18 protein-coding genes are annotated in these 22,841 nt (G+C 68.7%); 4 read left to right on the forward strand and 14 right to left on the reverse strand.

Going from position 1 to position 22,841, the window contains the following annotated elements; translation table 11 throughout:
• Positions 1 to 113 precede the first annotated feature (113 nt).
• Entirely contained in the window at positions 114 to 1,034 is a 921-nt protein-coding gene (locus AVS7_RS18355) for a LysR family transcriptional regulator (RefSeq protein ID WP_020229514.1), read from the forward strand.
• Between the two features lie 65 nt (positions 1,035 to 1,099).
• Here AVS7_RS18355 and eda read toward each other — a convergent pair whose 3' ends face one another.
• The 7 genes from eda to AVS7_RS18390 all read right to left on the reverse strand — a co-directional run bounded on the left by eda (position 1,100) and on the right by AVS7_RS18390 (position 7,776).
• The gene (eda, locus tag AVS7_RS18360) at positions 1,100 to 1,738 is read right to left on the reverse strand and encodes a bifunctional 4-hydroxy-2-oxoglutarate aldolase/2-dehydro-3-deoxy-phosphogluconate aldolase (protein ID WP_024001820.1); all 639 of its coding nucleotides are present in this window, start codon (positions 1,736 to 1,738) and stop codon (positions 1,100 to 1,102) included.
• A complete protein-coding gene (gene edd, locus AVS7_RS18365) occupies positions 1,729 to 3,546 on the reverse strand; it encodes a phosphogluconate dehydratase (protein WP_020229516.1) in 1,818 nt (605 codons plus the stop codon). Before edd ends, eda begins: the two co-directional genes overlap by 10 nt.
• A 27-nt stretch (positions 3,547 to 3,573) precedes the next feature.
• Positions 3,574 to 4,308: an SDR family oxidoreductase gene (locus AVS7_RS18370; protein WP_020229517.1), complete on the reverse strand. Its 735-nt coding sequence runs from the start codon at positions 4,306 to 4,308 to the stop codon at positions 3,574 to 3,576.
• Entirely contained in the window at positions 4,305 to 5,315 is a 1,011-nt protein-coding gene (locus AVS7_RS18375) for a TRAP transporter substrate-binding protein (protein ID WP_020229518.1), read from the reverse strand. The genes AVS7_RS18370 and AVS7_RS18375 overlap by 4 nt, the downstream gene beginning before the upstream one ends.
• A gap of 95 nt (positions 5,316 to 5,410) precedes the next feature.
• Positions 5,411 to 6,691, reverse strand: a complete 1,281-nt coding sequence (locus tag AVS7_RS18380; RefSeq protein ID WP_020229519.1) for a TRAP transporter large permease — start codon at positions 6,689 to 6,691, stop codon at positions 5,411 to 5,413.
• A 12-nt stretch (positions 6,692 to 6,703) separates the two neighbouring features.
• Positions 6,704 to 7,222: a TRAP transporter small permease gene (locus AVS7_RS18385; protein WP_020229520.1), complete on the reverse strand. Its 519-nt coding sequence runs from the start codon at positions 7,220 to 7,222 to the stop codon at positions 6,704 to 6,706.
• Positions 7,219 to 7,776, reverse strand: a complete 558-nt coding sequence (locus AVS7_RS18390) for a gluconokinase (RefSeq protein WP_024001822.1) — start codon at positions 7,774 to 7,776, stop codon at positions 7,219 to 7,221. Before AVS7_RS18390 ends, AVS7_RS18385 begins: the two co-directional genes overlap by 4 nt.
• Before the next feature lie 189 nt (positions 7,777 to 7,965).
• Here AVS7_RS18390 and AVS7_RS18395 point away from each other — a divergent pair, with 189 nt between their 5' ends.
• On the forward strand, positions 7,966 to 8,991 hold the full coding sequence (locus AVS7_RS18395; RefSeq protein WP_020229522.1) for a LacI family DNA-binding transcriptional regulator: 1,026 nt from the start codon (positions 7,966 to 7,968) through the stop codon (positions 8,989 to 8,991).
• Between the two features lie 57 nt (positions 8,992 to 9,048).
• On the opposite strand, the gene clpA is transcribed toward AVS7_RS18395, so the two are convergent.
• The 3 genes from clpA to dnaE form a co-directional block, all read right to left on the reverse strand.
• Positions 9,049 to 11,397: an ATP-dependent Clp protease ATP-binding subunit ClpA gene (gene clpA, locus AVS7_RS18400; RefSeq protein ID WP_020229523.1), complete on the reverse strand. Its 2,349-nt coding sequence runs from the start codon at positions 11,395 to 11,397 to the stop codon at positions 9,049 to 9,051.
• Positions 11,398 to 11,457: 60 nt separating this feature from the next.
• Positions 11,458 to 11,820 carry an ATP-dependent Clp protease adapter ClpS gene (gene clpS / locus AVS7_RS18405; RefSeq protein WP_034691166.1) on the reverse strand — a complete coding sequence of 121 codons (363 nt, stop codon included), beginning with the start codon at positions 11,818 to 11,820 and terminating at the stop codon, positions 11,458 to 11,460.
• An 81-nt stretch (positions 11,821 to 11,901) separates the two neighbouring features.
• A complete protein-coding gene (gene dnaE, locus AVS7_RS18410) occupies positions 11,902 to 15,474 on the reverse strand; it encodes a DNA polymerase III subunit alpha (RefSeq protein WP_020229525.1) in 3,573 nt (1,190 codons plus the stop codon).
• A gap of 98 nt (positions 15,475 to 15,572) precedes the next feature.
• Between dnaE and AVS7_RS18415 the strand changes: the two genes are divergently transcribed.
• Positions 15,573 to 16,370 (forward strand): outer membrane protein assembly factor BamD, encoded by a 798-nt coding sequence (locus AVS7_RS18415; RefSeq protein ID WP_020229526.1) that lies wholly within the window; start codon positions 15,573 to 15,575, stop codon positions 16,368 to 16,370.
• A 39-nt stretch (positions 16,371 to 16,409) separates the two neighbouring features.
• Here AVS7_RS18415 and AVS7_RS18420 read toward each other — a convergent pair whose 3' ends face one another.
• Complete coding sequence (locus AVS7_RS18420; RefSeq protein WP_020229527.1) at positions 16,410 to 18,386, reverse strand: helicase C-terminal domain-containing protein; 1,977 nt, start codon at positions 18,384 to 18,386, stop codon at positions 16,410 to 16,412.
• Between the two features lie 250 nt (positions 18,387 to 18,636).
• On the opposite strand from AVS7_RS18420, the gene AVS7_RS18425 reads away from it, so the two are divergent.
• Entirely contained in the window at positions 18,637 to 19,428 is a 792-nt protein-coding gene (locus AVS7_RS18425; protein ID WP_020229528.1) for a PP2C family serine/threonine-protein phosphatase, read from the forward strand.
• A gap of 54 nt (positions 19,429 to 19,482) precedes the next feature.
• Here the strand turns inward: AVS7_RS18425 and AVS7_RS18430 are convergent, their stop codons facing one another.
• The 3 genes from AVS7_RS18430 to lpdA form a co-directional block, all read right to left on the reverse strand.
• Positions 19,483 to 20,157, reverse strand: coding sequence for a hypothetical protein (locus tag AVS7_RS18430; RefSeq protein WP_034691168.1), 675 nt, complete (start codon positions 20,155 to 20,157; stop codon positions 19,483 to 19,485).
• A 21-nt stretch (positions 20,158 to 20,178) separates the two neighbouring features.
• Positions 20,179 to 21,276 carry a cell division protein ZapE gene (zapE, locus tag AVS7_RS18435; protein ID WP_020229530.1) on the reverse strand — a complete coding sequence of 366 codons (1,098 nt, stop codon included), beginning with the start codon at positions 21,274 to 21,276 and terminating at the stop codon, positions 20,179 to 20,181.
• Between the two features lie 81 nt (positions 21,277 to 21,357).
• On the reverse strand, positions 21,358 to 22,785 hold the full coding sequence (gene lpdA / locus AVS7_RS18440) for a dihydrolipoyl dehydrogenase (protein WP_020229531.1): 1,428 nt from the start codon (positions 22,783 to 22,785) through the stop codon (positions 21,358 to 21,360).
• Positions 22,786 to 22,841 lie beyond the last annotated feature (56 nt).

Raw genomic sequence — 22,841 nt, forward strand, 5'->3', positions numbered from 1 at the left:
ATCACGCCGCAGTTGCCGCCATCTGAAAACTCGCGCATCAGCACTCGTCGCAACGAGCGTTGTGCAGACCTTCCTTAGAATCCATAAATTCCCACGTCATATGGTTTTCCCTGATGGATCTGCGCCAGATGCGTTACTTCGTGGCCGTGGCCACGACCCGCAACTTCACCCGCGCCGCCGAGCAGATGCACATCGCGCAGCCGCCGCTGAGCCGCCAGATCCAGCAACTGGAGGACGAGCTGGGCGTGCAGCTCATCCAGCGCAACAGCCGCCCGGTGCGCCTGACGGAGGCGGGCCGGGTGGTGTACGAGCAGGCGCTGCAGGTGCTGCACCGGGTGGAGCAGATGAAGAACGCGGCCCGGCAGGTGGGGAGCAACCAGCGGCAGTCGATCTCGGTCGGATATGTCGCCTCCACGCTCTACGGCGGGCTGCCGGTGATGGTGCGCATGCTGCGCCAGCGCTACCCGCACACCGACGTCCACCTCGTCGAGCTGGGTTCGATCCAGCAGATCCACGAGCTCAAGTCCGGCCGCATCGACCTGGGCTTCGGGCGCCTGCGCACCAACGACAGCTCCGTATCGCGCACGGTGTTGAGCGAAGAGCGGCTGGTGCTGGCGATGGCGCCCACCTCGCCGCTGGCGGCCGAGCACCGCCGCATCGACCTGCAGGCGGTGGCGGATCAGCGCCTGATCGTCTATCCCAAGGAGCCACGCCCGAGCTACGCGGATCACGTCCTCGGCCTGCTGCACGACCAGGGCATCCAGCCCGCCGACATCCACGAGGTGCGCGAGCTGCAGGCCGCGCTCGGCCTGGTCGCCGCCGAGATGGGCGTGTGCATCGTGCCCGCCGCCGCGCGGCTGCGCACGGATCTGGTCTACCGGCTCATCGACGACGAGCGGGCCACGTCGCCCATCATCCTCAGCCACCGGCTCAACGACGATTCCTGGTACATCGCGGCCGTCAAGCAACTGATCGCCGAGATGTATGCGCAGAACCCGCCCTTCATCTCGCACCTGGGATCGCCGGAAGGCTGAGAGGGTTGCTTCTCTTTTCATAGCTGCTAGCGCTTGACAGGCAAGCGCTGGCGCCACTTTTCCCTCTAAACCCGCAGCGCGGCCGCCTCGCGCGCCAGTTGCGTGATGCGCGCCCAGTCGCCCTGCGCCAGCGCATCGCCCGGCACCAGCCACGAGCCGCCCACGCAGGCCACGTTGGGCAGCGCGAGGAAGTCGGCCGCGTTGCCCGGCGATATGCCGCCCGTGGGGCAGAACACCACGTCGCCTAACGGGCCGCTCCACGCCTTGAGCATGGCCGTGCCGCCCGCCTGCAGCGCGGGGAAGAACTTCAGCGCGGCATAGCCTTCGTCCTGCGCCATCATGATTTCGCCGCTCGTGGCCACGCCCGGCAGCAGTGGCAGGCCCTGGTCGCGGCAGGCGCGGCCCACGGCGGGGGTGAAGCCGGGGCTGACGGCGAAGCGTGCACCCGCGCGGGCGGCGGCTTCGGCGTCGGCGGGGCTGCGCACGGTGCCGGCGCCGACCACGGCCTCGGGCACTTCCGATGCGATGGCTCGCATGCAGTCCAGCGCCTGCGGCGTGCGCAGCGTGACTTCCAGCATGCGGATGCCGCCCGCGACGAGGGCGCGGGCCATGGGCACGGCGTGGCGCACGTCGTGGAGAACGATGACCGGGATCACCGGCGCGTCGCGCATCACTTCCTGCGCGGTCAATGCAGTCACAGCCATGTGCAGGCCCCCTCTTCCGCGCTGAGCGCGTTGCGCCGGAATCCGGCGAACAGTTCACGACCCAGGCCGTGGGCGTTGTCCAGGCCTTGAGCGGCAGGCAGCGTGTCGGGCACGCGGGCCTGCCATTCGGCAGCATCGACCAGCACTTCCAGCGTGCCGGCCACGGCGTCGAGGCGGATCACGTCGCCGTCGCGCACGCGCGCCAGCGGGCCGCCCGCGTGCGCCTCGGGCGAGACGTGGATGGCGGCGGGCACCTTGCCCGATGCGCCGCTCATGCGCCCGTCGGTCACGAGGGCCACCTTGAAGCCCTTGCCCTGCAGCACGGCCAGCGGCGGCGTGAGCTTGTGCAGCTCGGGCATGCCGTTGGCCTGCGGGCCCTGCCAGCGCACCACGCAGACCACGTCGCGGTCGAGTTCACCGGCGTGGAAAGCGGTCTGCAATTCGGCCTGCGAAGCGAACACGCGCGCGGGCGCCTCGACCACGTGGCGGTCTTCGGGCACGGCGCTCACCTTGATGACGGCGCGGCCCAGGTTGCCCGCGAGCAGCTTGAGCCCGCCCGTGGCGCTGAACGGCGCGGCGGCGGGGCGCAGCACGGCGTCGTCGCCGCTGGCGCCGGCGTCGTGCCAGGCCAGGGCGCCCTGCTCCACGCGCGGGATGCGCGTGTATTCGCGCAGGCCGCCGGGGCGCACGGTGAGCACGTCGCCGTGCATCAGGCCCGCGTCCAGCAGTTCGCGGATCACGTAGCCGGGGCCGCCCGCGGCCTGGAACTGGTTCACGTCGGCGTTGCCGTTGGGGTAGACGCGCGCCAGCAGCGGCACCACGGCCGAGAGCGCCGAGAAGTCGTCCCAGTCGATCACGATGCCCGCCGCGCGCGCCACGGCCACCCAGTGGATCAGGTGGTTGGTGGAGCCGCCCGTCGCCAGCAGCGCGGCCATGGCGTTGACGATGCAGCGCTCGTCCACCACACGGCCGATGGGTGCGAAGCGCTGGCCTTGCGCGCTGCCGAGCACGGTGCGCAGCGCCTCGCGCGTGAGCAGTTCGCGCTCGACCTCGCCGGGGTTGACGAAGGCCGTGCCGGGCACGTGCAGGCCCATGGCCTCCAGCAGCATCTGGTTGCTGTTGGCCGTGCCGTAGAAGGTGCAGGTGCCCTGGCCGTGGTAGGCGGCCATCTCGGCGTCGAGCAGCTCGGCGCGGCCCACCAGGCCCTGCGCGGCCTGCTCGCGCACCTTGGCCTTGGCGCTGTTGGACAGGCCCGAGGTCATCGGCCCCGCGGGCACGAACACCGTGGGCAGGTGGCCGAAATGCAGCGCGCCGATGAGCAGGCCGGGCACGATCTTGTCGCACACGCCGAGCATCAAGGCGGCGTCGAACACGTCGTGCGTCAGCGCGATGGCCGTGGACTGCGCGATCACGTCGCGGCTGAAGAGCGACAGCTCCATGCCCGGCGCGCCCTGCGTCACGCCGTCGCACATGGCGGGCACGCCGCCGGCCACCTGCGCGGTGGCGCCGTGGCGGCGGGCCTCGTCCTTGAGCACGTCGGGGTAGCGCGCCAGCGGCGCGTGGGCCGAGAGCACGTCGTTGTAGGCGGTGACGATGCCGACGTTGGGGGCGCGTTCGGCCACCACGCGCAGCTTGTCGTTGGCGGGCAGGCCCGCGAAGGCGTGGGCCACGTTGGCACAGCCCATGCTCTGGCTGGCGCGCGGGCGGCGGGCCATGGCGTCCAGGCGCTCCAGGTAGGCGCCGCGCGTGGCGGCGCTGCGCTCGCGGATGCGGCGCGTGACGGTTTCGACGGTGGGGTGGAGGGTCATGCGTGGGGCGTTCCTTCCTGCTTTTTGTCAGAGAAACATGCGGTTCCAGGTGGGGCTGATCAGCACCTCGTTGACGCACACGTGCGCCGGCATGCAGGCCACGAAGGCGATGGTACGCCCCAGGTCCTCGGGCTGCAGCATGCGGGCCATGTCCTCGGGTGACGGCGGCACGGGCCGCTGCAGCAGGATGGGCGTGGCCACCTCGGCCGGCAGCAGGCAGCACGCGCGCAGGCCGTGGCGGAACTGCTCCACGTTGAATTCGTGCGTGAGCGCGGCCACGGCCGTCTTGCTGGTGGTGTAGGCCGCGCCCGGCATGGCCGAGACGAAGCGCCCCGCCCACGAGGCCACGTTGATCACCGTGCCCGCGCCCGCCGCGCGCATGGCGGGCAGCACGGCGCGCATGGTGTGCACGGTGCCCTTGAGGTTGATGTCCAGCACGCGGTCCCAGTCGACCGCGCTGCAGTCGGCCCAACTGCGGGCCTGCACGTTGATGCCGGCGGCGTTGACCAGCAGGTCGATGCGGCCGTGGCGCGCGAGGATGGCGCGCGCGCCCTCCTCGGCCTCCGCGCTGCTGGCCACGTCGAGCGCCTGCGGCTCGGCCCGGTCACCACGCGCCATGATGGCGGCGCAGGCTTCTTGCAGCACGTCCTCGCGCCTGCCGGAGAGCACCACCGTCCAGCCGTCGGCGGCCAGCGCCTCGGCGCCGGCCAGGCCGATGCCGGTGCCCGCGCCGGTCACCCAGGCGATGCGGGCGGCGCTCATTTGGCGGCGCGGATCTTGGCCAGCTCGTCCTGGGTCTGCTTCCACAGGTCCTGGCCCACGGCGCTGGCCACGGAGGCGTGCACGCTGGTGAGCTTCTCGCGCATGCGGTTGGCCTCGGCGGGCGAGAGTTCGTTGACCTGCATGCCCTTCTGCTTGAGCTCGGCCAGCGCCTTGGCGGCCTCGTCGCGCGTGTCCTTGCGCTCGAAGTCGCGGCTCTTGATGGCGGCGTCCTGCAGCACCTTCTTCTCGGCCGGGGTGAGCGTGTCCCACCACTTCTTGCTGACCGAGACCATCCAGGGGCTGTAGACGTGGTTGGTCACGGTGAGGTACTTCTGCACCTCGTAGAACTTGCCGGAGAGCACCGTGTTGTACGGGTTCTCCTGCCCGTCCACGGCGCGGGTTTCCATGGCGGTGAACAGCTCGGAATACGGCAGCGGCACGGCGTTGGCGCCCAGGGCCTTGAAGCTGTCGAGGAAGACGTTGTTCTGCATCACGCGCAGCTTGATGCCGTTCATGTCCTCCAGCTTGGCGACGGGGTGCTTGTTGTTGGTGAGGTTGCGAAAGCCGTTCTCCCAATACACCAGGCCCACGATGCCCTTGGCGTCCAGCGTAGCCTTGACCTTCTCGCCCACGGGGCCGTCGAGCAGCGCGTCGGCCTCCTTGGTGTTGTTGATGAGGAAGGGCGTGTCCCACAGCGCCATCTGCGGCGCGATGCCGACCAGCGTGGCGGTGGAGCCGACCATCATCTCCTGCGCGCCGCCGATCAGCGCCTGCTGCATCTGCATGTCGGAGCCCAGCGAGGCGTTGCCGATGGCGCGCACCTTCATCTTGCCGCCGGTGGCCTTCTCGACCTCCTTGGCGAAGAAGCGCACCGCGCGGCCCTGGTTGGAGTCGTCGACCAGGCCGTGGCCGAAGCGCACGATGCGCGGCTTGAAGTCCTGGGCTTGCACGGCGCCTGCGGCCACCAGTGCGGCCAGCGCACCAGCCAGAGCGAATTGGAATCGCATGGGTATCTCCTTGGGTTGTATGGTGAGGGGAAAGGGGTTGAGAGTATTTTTGGCCTCCAGCGCTTGACTGGCAAGCGCTGGCAGCTATCTTTTTGCTAGTGCATCCACTTCAGCGGCGCGGTCACGATCTGCGGGAAGATGACCAGCAGCACCGCGAGCAGCACGTAGGCGATGAGGAACGGCGTGGTGCCCTTGATGACGGTTTCCATGCGCAACCGGCCCACGCCGGCCACCACGTTCTGCACCGTGCCCACGGGCGGCGTGATGAGGCCGATGCAGCCCACGTAGATGAACATGAAGCCGAAGTACACCGGGTCGATGCCCGCCTTGACGGCCAGCGGTGCGCACACCGGGCCGAAGATCAGGATGGTGGGCGTCAGGTCCATGGCGGTGCCCACGACGAGCAGGAACAGCATCATCAGCGCCATGAACAGCATCGGGCTGCCGAGCACGCCGGCGAAGGTCTCGGCCAGCATGTTGGGCAGGTCGGCCAGCGTAATCATGTAGGCCGTCACGGTGGCCGCGCCGCACAGGAACATGACCACCGCCGTGGTCTTGGCGGCGTTCAGGAACACGGCGTAGAGCCGGGCCCAGCTCATCTCGCGGTACACGACCATCGAGACGAACAGCGCGTAGACCGCCGCCACCACGGCCGCCTCGGTCGGCGTGAAGATGCCGCCCTTGAGGCCGCCCAGGATGATGACCGGCATCATCATGGCCCAGAAGCTGTAGACCAGCGCCTTCATGCGCTCGCCCCAGCCCACGCGCTTGCCGCTGGCGAGCTGGTATTTGCGCGCGATCCACCACCACGCGAAGATCAGGAACACGCCCATGATCAGCCCCGGCACCACGCCCGAGAGGAACAGCTTGCTGATCGAGGTGTTGGTCGTCACGCCGTAGATCACGAACGGCATCGACGGCGGGATGATGGGCGCGATGATGCCGCCCGAGGCCAGCAGGCCCGCGCCGTAGCTGTCGGGGTATTTCTGGTCGCGCATCATCGGCAGCAGGATGGTGGCGAGCGCGGCGGTGTCGGCGATAGCCGAGCCGCTCATCGACGCCAGCAGCACGGCCGCGCCGATGGCCACGTAGCCCAGCCCGCCGCGGATATGGCCCACGAAGGCGCCCGCCAGGTCGATGATGCGGCGCGAGAGGCCGCCCGCGTTCATCAGCTCGCCCGCCAGGATGAAGAACGGCACGGCCAGCAGCGGGAAGTTGTCGAAGCCCGCCTGCAGGTTCTGCGCGAGCAGTTGCGCATCGAAGAAATCCAGGTGCCACATCAGCGCCACGCCGGTGAGCACCAGGGCGTGGGCGATCGGCATGCCGATCACCATGCCGCCGATCAGCACGAAGAGGAAGATGAAGGTCACGAGCATGGGATGCGCTCCTTATTCGATGTCGAGCGCATCGCCATGCACCGGCGCCTGCGGGCCGCGCCGCGCGTCGCGCACCAGCACTGCCAGCAGCCCCACGGCCAGCACCAGCGTCGCGGCAGCGCCCAGGGCCAGCGGGTAGCCCAGCACCGTGCTGCGGCTGTCCAGCCCGGCGACCACCTGGTCCCACGAGCCCCAGAGCAGCAGGCCCATGCACAGCAGCACCAGCGCCTGCGTGGCCCAGAACAGCACCGCGCGCGCCTTGGGGCCGACGCGCGAGGTCAGCATGTCGAAGCCCAGGTGGCTGCCCTCCCAGGCCGCGACGATGGAGCCTACGGCCACCAGCCACACGAAGAGCAGGCGCGAGATTTCCTCGTAGGAAACGATGCTGGTGTTGAACACGTAGCGCAGCACCACGTTGACGAACACCGCCGCCACCATGCCGGTGAGCGCCAGCACCATGAAATGCTCGGCCAGCCGCTGCACGAGCGGCTTGCGCCGCGTGCCGGCCGGTGCGTGGGAAGAATCGCTCATGCGCTGGCTCCTGTCGGGGAAAGGGTGCCCAGCGGGGCCCGCAACCAGCGGACCGTCTCCTGCACCAGTTGCTGCACGGGGCGCGTGGCGTCCAGCGCCAGCACCTGGGGCTCGCCCGCCGGGTATTCCAGCGTGGCGAACTGGTCGGCTACCAGGGCCGGGGAAAAGAAATGCCCGGCGCGGGCCTGCACGCGCGCCAGCGCCTGTGCGTAGTCCAGTTCCAGGAAGACGAAGCCCAGGCCCGGCTGGGCCGCGCGCAGGCGGTCGCGGTAGCTGCGGCGCAGGGCCGAGCAGGTCAGCACCACGCCCTGCCCCGCATGCGCGGGCGCCAGCAGCGCGGCCAGGCGGTCCAGCCAGCCGGCGCGGTCGGCGTCGGTGAGCGGCGTGCCGGCGCGCATCTTGGCGATGCTCTCGGGCGCGTGGTAGGCATCGCCCTCGTGCAGCGTCCAGCCCAGGGTGTCGGCGCACGCTGCACCGACGCTGGATTTGCCGCAACCGGAGACGCCCATGACCACGATGGCGGAAAGCGGTGTTTTCAAGATAGCGCTATCCATAAAGATTCAAAAAAGCGGCGTCTCCCCAGGGGGCAACGCCGCAGCCATGTACTTGCACCCCTCGAAAGGCCCCGCAGAGCAGTGTTCTGAAGGTCTATAGCTGATGAAAAGACTGTGATCCGCGAAAACCCGGTGAAAGGTAGCGCTATCTTAAGTAACAATCACAGGCATACACTCCGGATTTACCCTGTGACCGTGACCCGCCGCTCCCGCCGCTCCAGCGGCCGCACCACCCTGAACGACGTGGCCGGCGCCGCGGGCGTCAGCCCCATCACCGCCTCGCGCGCGCTGCGCGGCGAGCGCAGCGTCGATCCCGAGCTGGCCCGGCGCGTGCACGAAGCCGCCGAGCGCCTGGGCTACGTGCCCGATCCGGCCGCCCGGGCGCTGGCCTCGCAGCGCAGCACCCAGGTGCTGGTGCTGGTGCCGCTGCTGTCCAACGCGCTGTTCGTGGACCTGCTGGAGGCCGTGCACCGCACGCTGTTCCCCGAGGGTTACCAGCCGCTGATCGGCGTGACGCACTACGACGGCGCGGAGGAAGAACTGCTGCTGCGCACCTACCTGCCCCACCGCCCCGCCGGCCTGCTGGTGACGGGTTTCGACCGCAGCGAGGCCGCGCGCCAGCTCATCGTGCGCAGCGGGGTGCCTTGCGTGCACCTGATGGAAACCAGCCACGCGCCCGGCGTGGCCTGCGTGGGCTTTTCGCAGGTGGAGGCCGGTGCCACCATCACGCGCCATCTGCTGGAGCGCGGCCGCCGGCGCGTCGCCTTCTGCGCCGCGCAGCTCGACCCGCGCGTGATGCAGCGCGCCGAGGGCTACCGCCAGGCGCTGCACGCGGCGGGCCTGTACGACCCGCGCCTGGAAATGCTGAGCCCCGAGCGTTCGTCCATCGCGCTGGGCGCGCGCCTGTTCGAGGAGATGCTGCAGCGCATGCCGGACATGGATGCCGTCTTCTTCTGCAACGACGACATTGCCCAGGGCGGCCTGCTGGCGGCCAACCGCCTGGGCCTGGCGGTGCCGGGGCGCATCGCCATCGCCGGATTCAACGACCTGGCCGGCAGCGACCAGATGGTGCCGCCGCTGACCACCATCCGCACCCCGCGCAGCGAGGTCGGCCGCGCCGGCGCCGACATGCTCCTGGGCCTGATGCGCGGCACCCTGCCCGGCCCGGCGTGCGTGGAGCTGGACTACGAGCTGATCGTGCGCCAAAGCACCTGAAAGCAAAAAACCCGCAGCAGGCGCTGCGGGTTTTCTGGTGGGGAAGGCCGCCGTGCGTCAGTCCGCCGTGGCTTCCTCGGGCTCGGCCGGCTCCGACTTGGCGCCGCGCTCCTTCTTGGGCAGCGGCTGGATGTCCAGCAGCACCTCGGAAGTCTCGGCGCCCTTGTCGTCCGCCTTGTGCTCGATGTCCACCGACAGGCGCCCGCCTTCGGTCAGGCGGCCGAACAGCAGCTCGTCGGCCAGCGCCTTGCGGATCATGTCCTGGATCAGGCGCTGCATCGGGCGTGCGCCCATGAGCGGATCGAAGCCCTTCTTGGCCAGGTGCTTGCGCAGCTGGTCGGTGAACGTGACCTCGACCTTCTTCTCGGCGAGCTGGGTCTCCAGCTGCAGCAGGAACTTGTCCACCACGCGCAGGATGATCTGCTCGTCCAGCGGCTTGAAGCTCACGATGGCGTCCAGGCGGTTGCGGAACTCCGGCGTGAACAGGCGCTTGATGTCGCCCATCTCGTCGCCCGCCTGCCGCGGGTTGGTGAACCCGATGGCCGCCTTGTTCATGGTCTCGGCGCCCGCGTTCGTCGTCATGATGAGGATGACATTGCGGAAGTCGGCCTTGCGCCCGTTGTTGTCCGTCAGCGTGCCATGGTCCATGACCTGCAGCAGCACGTTGAAGATATCCGGGTGCGCCTTCTCGATCTCGTCGAGCAGCAGCACGGCGTGCGGTTTCTTCGTGATGGCCTCGGTCAGGAGGCCGCCCTGGTCGAAGCCCACGTAGCCCGGGGGCGCGCCGATCAGGCGGCTCACGGCGTGGCGCTCCATGTACTCCGACATGTCGAAGCGGATCAGGTCCACGCCCATGATGTAGGCGAGCTGCTTGGCGGCCTCGGTCTTGCCGACGCCGGTGGGACCGGAGAAGAGGAACGAGCCGATCGGCTTGTCCGCCTTGCCCAGGCCCGAGCGGGCCATCTTCACGGCGGAGGCGAGCACCTCCAGCGCCTTGTCCTGGCCGAACACCACGCTCTTGAGGTCGCGCTCCAGCGTCTGCAGCTTGCCGCGGTCGTCGTTGCTCACGTTCGCCGGCGGGATGCGCGCGATCTTGGCCACGATTTCCTCGATCTCGGTCTTGCCAATGGTCTTCTTGCGCTTGCTGGGCGTGAGGATGCGCTGCGCCGCGCCGGCCTCGTCGATCACGTCGATGGCCTTGTCGGGCAGGTGGCGGTCGTTGATGTACTTGGCCGACAGCTCGGCGGCGGCCTGCAGCGCGGCGGCCGCGTACTTGACGTTGTGGTGCTCCTCGAAGCGGCTCTTGAGGCCCTTGAGGATGTCCACGGTCTCCTGCACCGTGGGCTCGACCACATCCACCTTCTGGAAGCGCCGCGACAGCGCCGCGTCCTTCTCGAAGATGCCGCGGTACTCGGTGAACGTGGTCGCGCCAATGCACTTGAGCTGGCCGCTGGAGAGCGCCGGCTTGAGCAGGTTGGATGCGTCCAGCGTGCCGCCCGAAGCAGCGCCCGCGCCGATCAGCGTGTGGATCTCGTCGATGAACAGGATGGCGTTGGGCTTGTCCTTGAGGTTCTTGAGCACGCCCTTGAGGCGCTGCTCGAAGTCGCCCCGGTACTTGGTGCCCGCGAGCAGCGCACCCATGTCCAGCGAGTACACGGTGGCCTCGGCCAGAATCTCGGGTACGTCGCTCTGCGTGATGCGCCAGGCCAGGCCCTCGGCGATGGCGGTCTTGCCCACGCCGGCCTCGCCCACGAGCAGCGGGTTGTTTTTGCGGCGGCGGCACAGGATCTGGATGGTGCGCTCGACCTCGTAGTTGCGGCCGATCAGCGGGTCGATCTTGCCGTCCTTGGCTGCCTGGTTGAGGTTCAGCGTGTACTGCTCCAGCGGCGAAGCCTTCTCGCTGCGCTCGCCCTGCGCGCCTTCCTCGGCCTCTGCCTGGCCCTCTGCCTTGGCGGGCTCGGGCGGCTCGCCCTTCTTGATGCCGTGGGCGATGTAGTTCACCACGTCCAGGCGCGTGACGCCCTGCTGGTGCAGGTAGTAGACGGCGTGCGAATCCTTCTCGCCGAAGATGGCCACGAGCACGTTGGCGCCCGTGACTTCCTTCTTGCCGTTGCCGGTGGACTGCACGTGCATGATGGCGCGCTGGATCACGCGCTGGAAACCCAGCGTGGGCTGGGTGTCCACTTCGTCCGAACCCGCCACCTGCGGCGTGTTGTCCTTGATGAAATTGGTCAGCGATGCGCGCAGATCATCGATGTTGGCCGCGCATGCGCGCAGCACCTCGGCTGCGCTGGGGTTATCGAGCAATGCAAGCAGCAGGTGTTCCACGGTGATGAATTCGTGGCGCTGCTGACGGGCCTCGACGAAGGCCATGTGCAAGCTGACTTCCAGTTCCTGGGCAATCATGTGAGAACTCCTTTGTTGCTTGCGTATAAGGGATGACTGTAGATCGGGTGCAAAAGCCTTTTATTCAACAGGCTCACTGATGCATTGCAGCGGGTGGCCCGCCTTGTGCGCAGCGTCCAGCACCTGTTCCACCTTGGTGGCCGCCACGTCGCGCGTATAGACGCCGCAGACGCCTTTGCCGTCCAGGTGGATCTTCAGCATGATCTGCGTGGCGGCCTCGCGGTCCTTGTTGAAGAACTCCTGCAGCACGACGACCACGAACTCCATGGGCGTGTAGTCGTCGTTGAGCATGACCACCTGGTACATCTGCGGCGGCTGCGTCTTTTGCGTACGCCGCTCGAGTACGACCGAGCCGCCCTCGTCCCTGGAGGGGGTGCGGGGCGCGGGCGGGGGCGAAGGGGGTTTGGTTGCCATGAATTTCATTCTAGCGAGCCGCGCCTCGGTGCGATCCTTGCGCAGTTGGTGCCGAGGCGGCTCTTTTCAAGCGCTGGACCATCCAGCGTTTCAAGCAGTCTCGTACACCACGCTCACGTTGCCGCTGCCCACCTGGGCACCCCAGGCGGCCAGGGCCGCGTCGCTGGGGAAGAAGCGGCTGGCCTCGCCCAGCTGCAGCTCCACCGTCGCCGCGCCGTCCTGCCCTGCGGGCGCCTTGCACAGCACGCCCATGCGCACGCGCAGCCCGTGGGCCAGCACCTCGCCGTGCTCGGTTTCCTCCCGGCGGGGGGGAAACTCCCGCACGATGCCTTCCACATCGGGCCGGGCCGCGTCGGGCTTGGCGGCCCCGCCCATGCCCACCAGCAGGTAGCGCCCGAAGCGCGCCCGCGCGGCGGCCAGGTCCCATACCTGCTGCACCTTCACGCGCAGGCCGCCGCTGAAGTGGTCGAGCTGCAGCCGCCCGCTGACGACCACGAATTCGTCGTCCTTGAGCGCGCCGCCGCTGGCCTGCAAGACGCCCTCCTCCGCCGACGCCTCGATCACGGCCGACTTGTCGTCCAGCTTGAACAGCGCCAGCTTGCCGCGCTGGCCGCTGATGACGCGGCAGTCGCTCACGATGCCGGCGATCACCTGCGTCTCGCGGCTGTCCGCCAGCTCGTCGATGGGCGTGCGCACGAAGCGGCGCACCTCCTGCGCCACCTCGTCGAACAGGTGGCCCGAAAGGTAGAAGCCCACGGCGGTCTTTTCCTGCGTCAGCCGCTCCTTGATGCCCCAGGGCGTGGCATCGGCCAACGGGGGCTCCTGGGTGCTGGAGCCCACGGCGTCGTCGCCCATCATGTCGAACAGGCCGCCCTGGTTGGCATTGGCGAGCTGCGCTGCCGCAAAGTCGAACGCCAGGTCGATCGAGGCGGCGAGCGCTGCGCGGTTCAGGTGCAGCGCGTCGAACGCCCCCGCCTTGATCAGCGCTTCCACCGTGCGCTTGTTGATGCGCGCGCGGTCCACGCGCACGCAGAAGTCGAACAGGCTGGTGAACGGCCCCTTCGTGTCGCCGCGCGGGCCCACGCCCTTGCCTTCGCGCGCGGCGATGATGGCCTCGATGGCCTGCTGGCCCGTGCCCTTGACGGCGCCCAGGCCGTAGCGGATGACCTTGTCGGTCACCGGCTCGAAGCGGTAGTTGCCGCGGTTGACGTCCGGTGGCTCAAAGGTGATGCCGAAGTGCTTGACCGCATCCTCGTAGAGCACCTTGAGCTTGTCGGTGTCGTCCATTTCCACGGTCATGTTCGCGCAGTAGAACTCGGCCGTGTAGTGCACCTTGAGCCAGCCCGTGTGGTAGGCCAGCAGCGAATAAGCGGCGGCGTGCGACTTGTTGAAGCCGTAGCCCGCGAACTTCTCCATCAGGTCGAAGACCTCGTCGGCCTTGTCCTGGTCGATGCCCTTCTCCGCCGCGCCCTTGCGGAAGATGGCACGGTGCTCGGCCATCTCCTCGGCCTTTTTCTTGCCCATCGCGCGGCGCAGCATGTCGGCGCCGCCGAGCGAGTAGCCGCCCAGCACCTGGGCCGTCTGCATCACCTGCTCCTGGTAGACCATGATGCCGTAGGTCTCGGCCAGCACCGGCTCCACCAGCGGGTGCGGGTATTCCACCGGCTCCTTGCCGTGCTTGCGGTTCACGAAGGTGGGGATCAGGTCCATCGGCCCCGGGCGGTAGAGCGCGTTCAGGGCGATCAGGTCTTCCAGTCGGCTCGGGCGCGCTTCCTTGAGCATGCCCTGCATGCCGCGCGATTCGAACTGGAACACGGCCTCGGTTTTGCCGTCGGAGAACAGGCGGTAGGTGGGCGCATCGTCCAGCGGCACGTTCTCGAACGCGAAGTTCTCCTGTCCCTTGTGCCGCGCGCGGATGAAGTCGCGCGCGATCTCCAGGATGGTGAGCGTGGCCAGGCCCAGAAAGTCGAACTTCACGAGGCCGATGGCCTCCACGTCGTCCTTGTCGTACTGGCTCACGGCCGATTCGCTGCCGGGCTGCTGGTAGAGCGGGCAGAAGTCAGTGAGCTTGCCCGGCGCGATCAGCACGCCGCCGGCGTGCATGCCGATGTTGCGCGTCATGCCTTCGAGCTTCTGCGCCATCTCGATGATGGTCTTGACGTCCTCTTCCTTGCGCACGCGCTCGTAGAGCATGGGCTCCAGCTCCAGCGCGTAGTTGTTCTTGTCGCCCTCCTTCTTGGGCTCGGGCGGGTAGGCCAGCGTGTAGGTCTGGCCCGGCTTGCCGGGCACGAGCTTGGAGATGCCGTCGCAGAAGGTGTAGCTCATGTCCATCACGCGGCCCACGTCGCGGATGGCGGCCTTGGCGGCCATGGTGCCGAAGGTGGCGATCTGGCTCACGGCGTCCTTGCCGTACTTGTCCTTCACGTAGTCGATCACCCGGTCGCGGTTGCCCTGGCAGAAGTCGATATCGAAGTCGGGCATCGACACCCGCTCCGGGTTCAGGAAGCGCTCGAACAGCAGGTTGTACTGCAGCGGGTCCAGGTCGGTGATCTTGAGCGCATAGGCGACGAGCGAGCCCGCGCCCGACCCCCGGCCCGGCCCCACGGGGCAGCCGTTGTTCTTGGCCCACTGGATGAAGTCGCCCACGATGAGGAAGTAGCCCGGAAAGCCCATCTTGAGGATGGTGCCCAGCTCGAACTCCAGCCGCTCCTGGTAGCGCGGGCGCTGCTTTTCACGCTCCGCCTCGCTGGGGAACAGGTGCACCAGTCGCTCCTCCAGCCCTTCCTGGGAGGCCAAGCGGAAATACTCCTCAATGGGTATTCCGCCCGGCGTGGGGAAATCCGGCAGGCGCGGCTTGCCCAGCACCAGCGTCAGGTTGCAGCGCTTGGCGATCTCCAGGGTATTGGCGACGGCCGAAGGCACATCGGCGAACAGCGCCTCCATCTCGGCGCTGCTCTTGAAATACTGCTCGCGCGTGAAGCGGCGAACGCGGCGCGCGTTGCCCAGTATCTCGCCTTCGGCAATGCAGACGCGCGCCTCGTGGGATTCGTAGTCGTCCTCCGTGGCGAACTGCACGGGGTGCGTGGCCACCACGGGCAGCTGCAGCCGCGCCGCGAGCTGCACTGCCGCGGCGACGTGCGCCTCGTCGTCGGCGCGGCCCGCGCGTTGAATCTCGATGTAAAAGCGGTGCGGAAACATGCCGGCGAACGCCAGCGCCTGTTCGGCGGCCGCTGCGTCGTTCCCCTTGACAAGCGCCTGGCCCACGGGCCCGGCCTGCGCGCCGGAAAGGGCGATCAACCCTTCGCCCAGCTCGCGCAGCCATTCGGCGGTGCACACGGGCAGGTTCTTGACCACGTTGCGCGTCCAGGCGCGCGCCAGCAGCTCGCATAGGTTGAGGTAGCCCTGGCGGCTCTGCACCAGCAGCAGCATGCGCGCGGGCGGTGCGCCCGCCTCCGCCACCACGTACACCTCCGCCCCCAGGATGGGCTTGACGCCCTTGCCCCGGCCTTCCTTGTAGAACTTGATGGCGCCGAACAGGTTGTTCAGGTCGGTGATGGCCAGGGCGGGCTGGCCGTCGCGGGCCGCTGCCTTGACGACTTCGTCGATGCGGGTGGTTCCGTCGACCACGGAGAATTCGGTGTGCAGGCGCAAATGGACAAACATGCCGGCATTGTAGGAACGCGAGGCCGCTCCGCCGGCCTGGGCGGGATGGCTTACATACAATGCGGCGTTCAGCCCTTTTTTGACCGAGACCCGCTGCCATGCCGCGTACACCCCTGCCGTTGATCTCCGCCCTGCTGGCCGCCAGCCTCCTGGCCGCCTGCTCCAGCACGCCCGAGGACAAGACCGCGGGCTGGAGCCCCGCGAAGATTTATTCCGAGGCGCGCGACGAGCTGAGCGGCGGCGCCTACGACAAGGCCGTGCCGCTGCTGGAAAAGCTCGAGGGACGCGCCGCCGGCACCCCGCTGGCCCAGCAGGCGCAGCTCGAGAAAGCCTATGCCCAGTACAAGGGCGGGGAAAAGGCCCAGGCCGTCGCCACGCTGGACCGCTTCATGAAGCTGCACCCGTCCAGCCCGGCCTATGACTACGCGCTGTACCTCAAAGGGCTGGTGAACTTCAACGACAACCTGGGCCTGTTCTCATGGCTGTCGCGCCAGGACCTGTCCGAGCGCGACCAGAAGGCCGCCAAGGATTCGTTCGAATCCTTCCGCGAGCTGGTGACGCGCTTCCCGGACTCGCGCTACGCGCAGGACGCACGCCAGCGCATGACCTACATCGTGAACTCGCTCGCGCAGTACGAGGTGCACGTGGCCCGCTACTACTACGAGCGCGGCGCCTACGTGGCCGCCGTCAGCCGCGCGCAGAGCGCCATCGCCGACTACAAGGACGTGCCGGCCACCGAAGAGGCCCTGTACATCCTCGTGCGCTCCTACGATGCACTGGGCATGCCGCAGCTGCGCGACGACGCACGCCGCGTGCTGGAAGCGTCCTACCCGCAAGGCACCATGCTGCAGAGCGGCTTCCGCTCCAAGAGCGACCCATGGTGGAAGTTCTGGTAATCGCAAAAATGATAGCTGCCTGCGCTTGACTGGCAGGCGCTAGGGGCCTAAAAGGCTTGTAAAGCCTTTATCCTCCCGCAACGCATCCAGCGCCGTCTCGAAGGCCTCCTCCGTTGCCAGCACGGCCATAGGGGGCAGCGCCCGCATCAGCCGCTTGCCGTAGCCCTGGGTCATCAGCCTCCGGTCGGCCACCACCAGCACGCCCGCATCCGTCTCGTGCCGCACCAGGCGGCCGGCGCCCTGCTTGAGCGCCACGGCCGCAGCGGGCAAGGCATGGTCGCGGAAGGCGTTGCGCCCGCCCTGCTCCAGTTGCTCGACGCGCGCCTCCACCCAAGGGTCGCCCGGTGCGGGGAACGGCAGCTTGTCGATCACCACGAGCTGCAGCGCCTCGCCCGGAATATCGACCCCTTCCCAGAACGAGGCGGCCCCGACCAGCACGCAGCCGGGCCCCGCGCCCTGTTGCGCGCGGCGAAAGCGTGCCAGGAGCTGGCGCTTCGGCGCCTGCCCCTGAGCCAGCACGTCCACGCCGCTTTCCGGCGGAAACTCCTCGCGCAGGACGCCCGCCACCGCCTCCAGCGCGCGCAGGCTGGTTGTGAGCACCAGGGTGCGGCCGCCCAGGCGCCGCACCGCCTGCGCCACCCACTGCGCAAGGCGTTCGCTGTGCGCGGGATCGGCGGGCAGCGGCAGATGCATGGGCACATACAGCGCCGCCTGGCGCGCATAGTCGAACGGTCCGTCGATGCGCAGCGTGCGCGCGCCCTCCAGCCCGCAGGCCTGGGTGAACCAGCGCAGCTCGGGGTCGTCCCCGAGCGTGGCCGAGGTGAATATCCAGGCGCGCCCGCCCTGCGCGCGCTCCGGCTCGTCCTCGTCCCAGGCGCCCGCGTCGGCCGCAGGCCCCTGCCACAGCGCCTGCAGCGCGGGCGCCACGCCGAGCGGGAACGCGCCCAGCAGCAATTGAGTGCCCGCCTCCATCCAGCGCACGGCATCGCGCGTGCCTTCGCCGTCGAACACCGCGAGCGCCTCCAGCAGCAGCACGGCCCGCCCGTGCAGGCGGGCCAGGACAGGAGACAGGGAGGCCACCGCATCCAGCGCCGCCAATGCCTGCCGCAGGACAGCCACCATGTCCTGCAGCGCCGCGCTCCAGGCCTGCGGGGACACGCCTTCGGGGGCCAGGCGGGCCCACCCCACGCGGCGGGGCGGCACGTCCGCGCCTCCCCATGCACCGGCCTGCCCTGCAGCCGTGTGGCACCACCGGCGCACGGCCAGGCGCAGCGTTTCGCCCAGCCAGGGCCAAGGCGCCATTCCACCCGCCCAGCGCTGCCCCGCCGCGGCCAGGTCATGGCTGAAGTCCAGTAGCTGGCCGGTCCTCAGCTGCGTGCCGAGGAACTGCAGGGCCGTATCCGCCAGCCGGTGCGCCTCGTCGAAGACGACCACGCCGGCATCGGGCAGCAGCTCGGCCATGCCCGATTCGCGCACGGCCAGGTCGGCGAAGAAAAGATGGTGGTTGAGCACCACGACGTCGGCCGCCAGGGCCTCCTGGCGCGCCTTGGCGACATGGCACTGCGGGAAGCGGGTGCAGCCCTGGCCCAGGCAGTTGTCCCGCGTGGATGTCACGAGCGCCACCACGCGGGAGTGCTCGTCCAGTTCCGGCAGCTCCGCCAGGTCGCCGGTGCGCGTGGCCTGCGCCCATGCTTCGATGCGTGCCAGCTCGCGCAGCGCGGCGGGCGCCAGCACGCCGCCGTCCTGCCGCGCATGCTCCAGGCGGTGGCGGCACAGGTAGCTCGACCGTCCCTTGAGCAGCGCGGCCCGCAGCGGCAGTGCCAGCGCCTGCAGCAGCAGCGGCAGGTCGTGGGTATAGAGCTGGTCCTGCAGGGCCTTGGTGGCCGTCGACACCAGCACCTTCTCCCCGCTCAGCAACGCCGGCACCAGGTAGGCGAAGGTCTTGCCCACGCCGGTGCCGGCCTCGACCACCAGCCGTTCGCGCCGGGCGATGGCCTGGGCCACGGCGCGCGCCATCGCCTCCTGCCCCTCGCGCGGGCGGAAGCGGGGCAAGGCGCGCGCCAGCGGGCCTTCTGCCGCGAAGGCGTGGTCGACAGACGGGAAGGCGCCGGCGTGGGAAACGGGCGGGGTCGGCGGCACGGCGTGGTGCGATAGGAACGATGGGAGGCGAAAACGGGAGAGTGGCGCGGCTCGCTCGATAATAAGCCCCCTTGCCTCGCCTTCTTCCGCGCCCCGCGGCGGCGGCCGAACGGCACAATCCCAGCCCATGACCAAAGCGTTCCGCCTCATTGCCTCCACCGGCATCCACAAGGGTGACCGCGAGTACCAGCAAGACCAAGTGGCCCTGCTGTCCCACCCGCGCTTCAACGGCTGCGTGCTGGGCGTCGTGGCCGACGGCATGGGCGGGCGCAGCGGCGGGCGCAAGGCCTCCGACCAGGTCATGTTGACGGCGCGGCAGCTGTTCGAGCGCTACTCGCCCGAGACCGACGACGCGGCGGCGCTGCTCAAGCACATCGTGGAAGAGGCCCACATCGTGATCCGGCTCACCGCGATCTCGGCCGAGCAGGAGCCGCACAGCACCATCGCCGCCTTCGTGATCAACCCGCGGGGCGACTGCCACTGGGTGCATGCCGGCGATTCGCGCATCTACCACTTCCAGGGTGCCCGGCTGATGACCCGCACCAGCGACCATTCCTATGTGCAGGCGCTGGTGGAGCGCGGCGAGATCACCGAGGTCGAGGCCAATACCCACCCGCACTCCAACATCCTCGTGGGCTGTCTGGGCACGGAAAGCGACCCGCCCGTTACCGCCCACCTGATCCCCCAGCTGCAGCCCGGCGACGTGCTGCTGGCCTGCAGCGACGGGGTGTGGCACTACTTCTCCCCTTCCGAACTGGCGTCCGTCCTGGACACCCTCACGCCACGCGAAGCCACCGAGTTCCTCATCGACAAGGCGCGCTCGCGCGCTCGCGGCGGCGGCGACAACCTGTCGCTGGTGATCGTGAAGATCGAGACGCTGGTGGAAGAAAAGAAGGCGCGCCTCGCGCAGCCCGCCTAGCGCCTGTTCATCCTTCCCTGCGGGTTGCCCCGCCGATTTTTAGGTGAACAGGCCCTAGTTCGCGGACGCGGGCGGCAGGGGCGCCGCAGGCGCCTTGCCCGCAGCAGCGGCTTCGGCGCGCTGGCGCTCGTGCTTCTCGCGCCGCTCCAGGGCCTTCTGCTGCTTGGTTTCGTAGCGGCTGCGCGATTCGTCGATGCGCTGCTGCTGCGCCGCGTTGCGCCGCTCCTGCTGCGCCGCATGCCCGGCTTCGCGCTGCTGCTGCTGCCGTGCGCGTTCGCGCGCGTCCTGCTCACGCTGCGCGCGCTCGCGGGCCTGTGCGTCCGTGCGGGGCGCGCCCTGCATGGGCGCCGGTCGCTCGCCGGCCTGCAGCCGTTCCTGCTGCTCCCGCTGCTTGTCCTCGATGTCCTTCAGGCGCTGCCCGGCCTTCTCGCGGCGCTCCTCGTCATTGATCTGCAGTTCGCGCTGGCGCAGCGCGTCGTCGGCCGTGCGGGCGCGGGCGCGGGCGCCGCGCAGGCAGTCCTCCACGGCGAACTGGCGGTAGCAGGCGCCCTCCTGCTGCAGGCGCCGCGCATCGATGGCGCGGCGCTCGCTCTGGATCTGGGCGCGCAGGGCGTCCCGCCGGGCCTGGGCTTGGGCCTCGGCCCCCGGGGCGGACTGCGCATGGGCGAGGGCCGCCACGGCGCAGCCGAGCAGCGCGGCGGAGAGGGAGCGGAGCAGCAAGGCGGTCATGGCGGTTTCGTTCACACCTTCTCAGGTCAGACCCGTGTCGACGACACGGCGTTCCAATGCCAGGAATTCCTTGGACTGCATCTCGTTGAGGCGGGACACCGTACGCGGGAATTCGTGCGCGAGCGGGCCTTCCGTGTAGAGCTGTTCGGGCGGCACGGCGGCGGAGATGATGAGCTTCACACGCCTATCGTAGAGCACGTCCACCAGCCAGGTGAAGCGGCGGGCGGGAGAGGCCATGTTCACGGGCATGTAGGGCACGTTCGACAGCAGCACGGTGTGGAACTGCGAGGCGATCTCCAGGTAGTCGTTCTGCGAGCGCGGCCCCATGCACAGCTCGCGGAAATCGAACCACACCACCCCGCCCGCGCGGCGCAGGGCGCGGATCTCGCGCGCCTCGATGTGCAGCACGGGGTTTTCGTCCCTGACTTCCGCCAGCTGCTCGAAGGTCTCCCGCATGGCCTCCTCGGCCTGCGGGCTGAGCGGCGAGTGGTAGAGCTTGGCGTTCTCCAGCGCGCGGCGGCGGTAGTCGGTGCCGTTGTCCACGTTCACCACGTCCATGCGCGCGTTGAGCAGGTCGATCGCAGGCAGGATGCGGTCGCGGTGCAGGCCGCCGGGGTAGAGTTCGTCTGGCTTGAAGTTGGAGGTGGTGACGAAGCCCACGCCGTTGTCGAACAGCGCCGCCAGCAGCCGGTGCAGGATCATCGCGTCTGTGATGTCCGCGACGTGGAATTCGTCGAAGCAGATCAGCTTGTAGCGCTTGGCAATGCGCGCGCCCAGCACGTCCAGCGGGTTCTGCGTGCCCTGCAGGGCCGCCAGTTCCCGGTGCACCTCGCGCATGAATTCGTGGAAATGCAGGCGCACCTTGCGCCGCAGCGGCACGGCGTTGAAGAAGCAGTCCATCAGGAAGCTCTTGCCGCGCCCCACGCCGCCGTACATGTAGACGCCGCGCGGCACCTGCGGACGGTTGATGAGCTTCTTCAAGGCGTTGGAGCGGCGCTGCTTGTACTCGCCCCACTCCTGTGCGCAGCGCTCCAGGGCATCGACGGCGCGTAGCTGCGCCGGATCGCTCTTGAATCCCTTGGCGGCCAGTTCGGCCTCGTATGCCTGCCTGACGTCCACCGGCTTGCTCCTTGTGCTTCAAAAACAATAGCTGCCAGCGCTTGTCCCACAAGCGCTGGCAGCCATTTTGGCTACTGAAATTTAGAAGTTCAGCGTGCGCTTGTCCACGGCCAGGGCCGCTTCCTTGGTGGCTTCCGACAGCGACGGGTGTGCGTGGCAGATGCGGGCGATGTCCTCGCTCGACGCCTTGAACTCCATGGCCACGACGGCCTCGGCGATCAGCTCGCTGGCCATGGGGCCGACGATGTGCACGCCCAGGATCTCGTCCGTGGCCGCGTCGGCCAGCATCTTCACCATGCCCGTGGTGTCGCCCAGCGCGCGCGCGCGGCCATTGGCCAGGAACGGGAAGGTGCCGGCCTTGTACTTCACGCCGTCCTGCTTGAGCTGCTGCTCGGTGCGGCCTACCCAGGCGATCTCGGGGCTGGTGTAGATGACCCAGGGGATGGTGTTGAAGTTCACGTGCCCGTGCTGGCCCGCGATGCGCTCGGCCACGGCCACGCCCTCTTCCTCGGCCTTGTGCGCGAGCATGGGGCCGCGCACCACGTCGCCCACGGCCCACACGCCGGGCAGGTTGGTCTTGCAATCGCCATCGACCGCGATGGCGCCGCGCTCGTCGAGCTGCAGGCCCACGGCCTCGGCATTCAGGCCCGTGGTGTTGGGCACGCGGCCGATGGAGACGATGAGCTTGTCCACCTCCAGCGTCTGCGCCTCGCCCTTGGCGTTGGTGTAGGCCACGCTGACGCCCTTCTTGCCGTTCTTGATCTCGCCGACCTTCACGCCCAGCTCGACCTTCAGGCCCTGCTTGTCGAAGGCCTTCTTGGCTTCCTTGGCGATCTGTTCGTCGACCGCGCCCAGGAACGTGGGCAGGCCTTCGAGCACCGTCACCTCGGCGCCCAGTCGGCGCCAGACGGAACCCATCTCCAGGCCGATCACGCCGGAGCCGATCAGGCCCAGCTTCTTGGGCACGGCGCCGATGCGCAGTGCGCCGTCGTTGGAGAGGATGTTCTCCTCGTCGAACGCCACGCCGGGCAGCGCACGTGCGTTGGAACCGGTGGCGACGACGATCTGCTTGCCCACCAGGGTTTCCTCGGCGGCGCCCGCCACCTTGATCTCGTAGCCGCCCTCGACCGCCTTGGTGAACGAGCCGCGGCCGTGGAAGAACGTGACCTTGTTCTTCTTGAACAGGTAGAGGATGCCGTCGTTGTTCTGCTTCACGACGGTGTCCTTGCGGCCGATCATCGTGGCCACGTCGATCTTCACGTCCTTAGCGGTGATGCCGTGTTCGGCGAAGTGCTTGTTGGCGTGCTCGAAGTGCTCGCTGGACTGCAGCAGCGCCTTGGAGGGAATGCAGCCCACGTTGGTGCAGGTGCCGCCGGGCGCGGGGCCGCCCTTGTCGTTCTTCCACTCGTCGATGCAGGCCACGTTGAAGCCCAGTTGCGCGGCACGGATGGCCGCGATGTAGCCGCCGGGGCCGGCGCCGATGACGATGACGTCGAATTGCTTGCTCATGGTTCAGTGTCTCTCGGTATCTTGAAAAAAACCCACGCGAGGTGGGTTTCAGTGCC

This window comes from Acidovorax sp. MR-S7 (assembly GCF_000400995.2).
In the GTDB taxonomy this organism is placed as follows: Bacteria; Pseudomonadota; Gammaproteobacteria; order Burkholderiales; family Burkholderiaceae_C; genus MR-S7.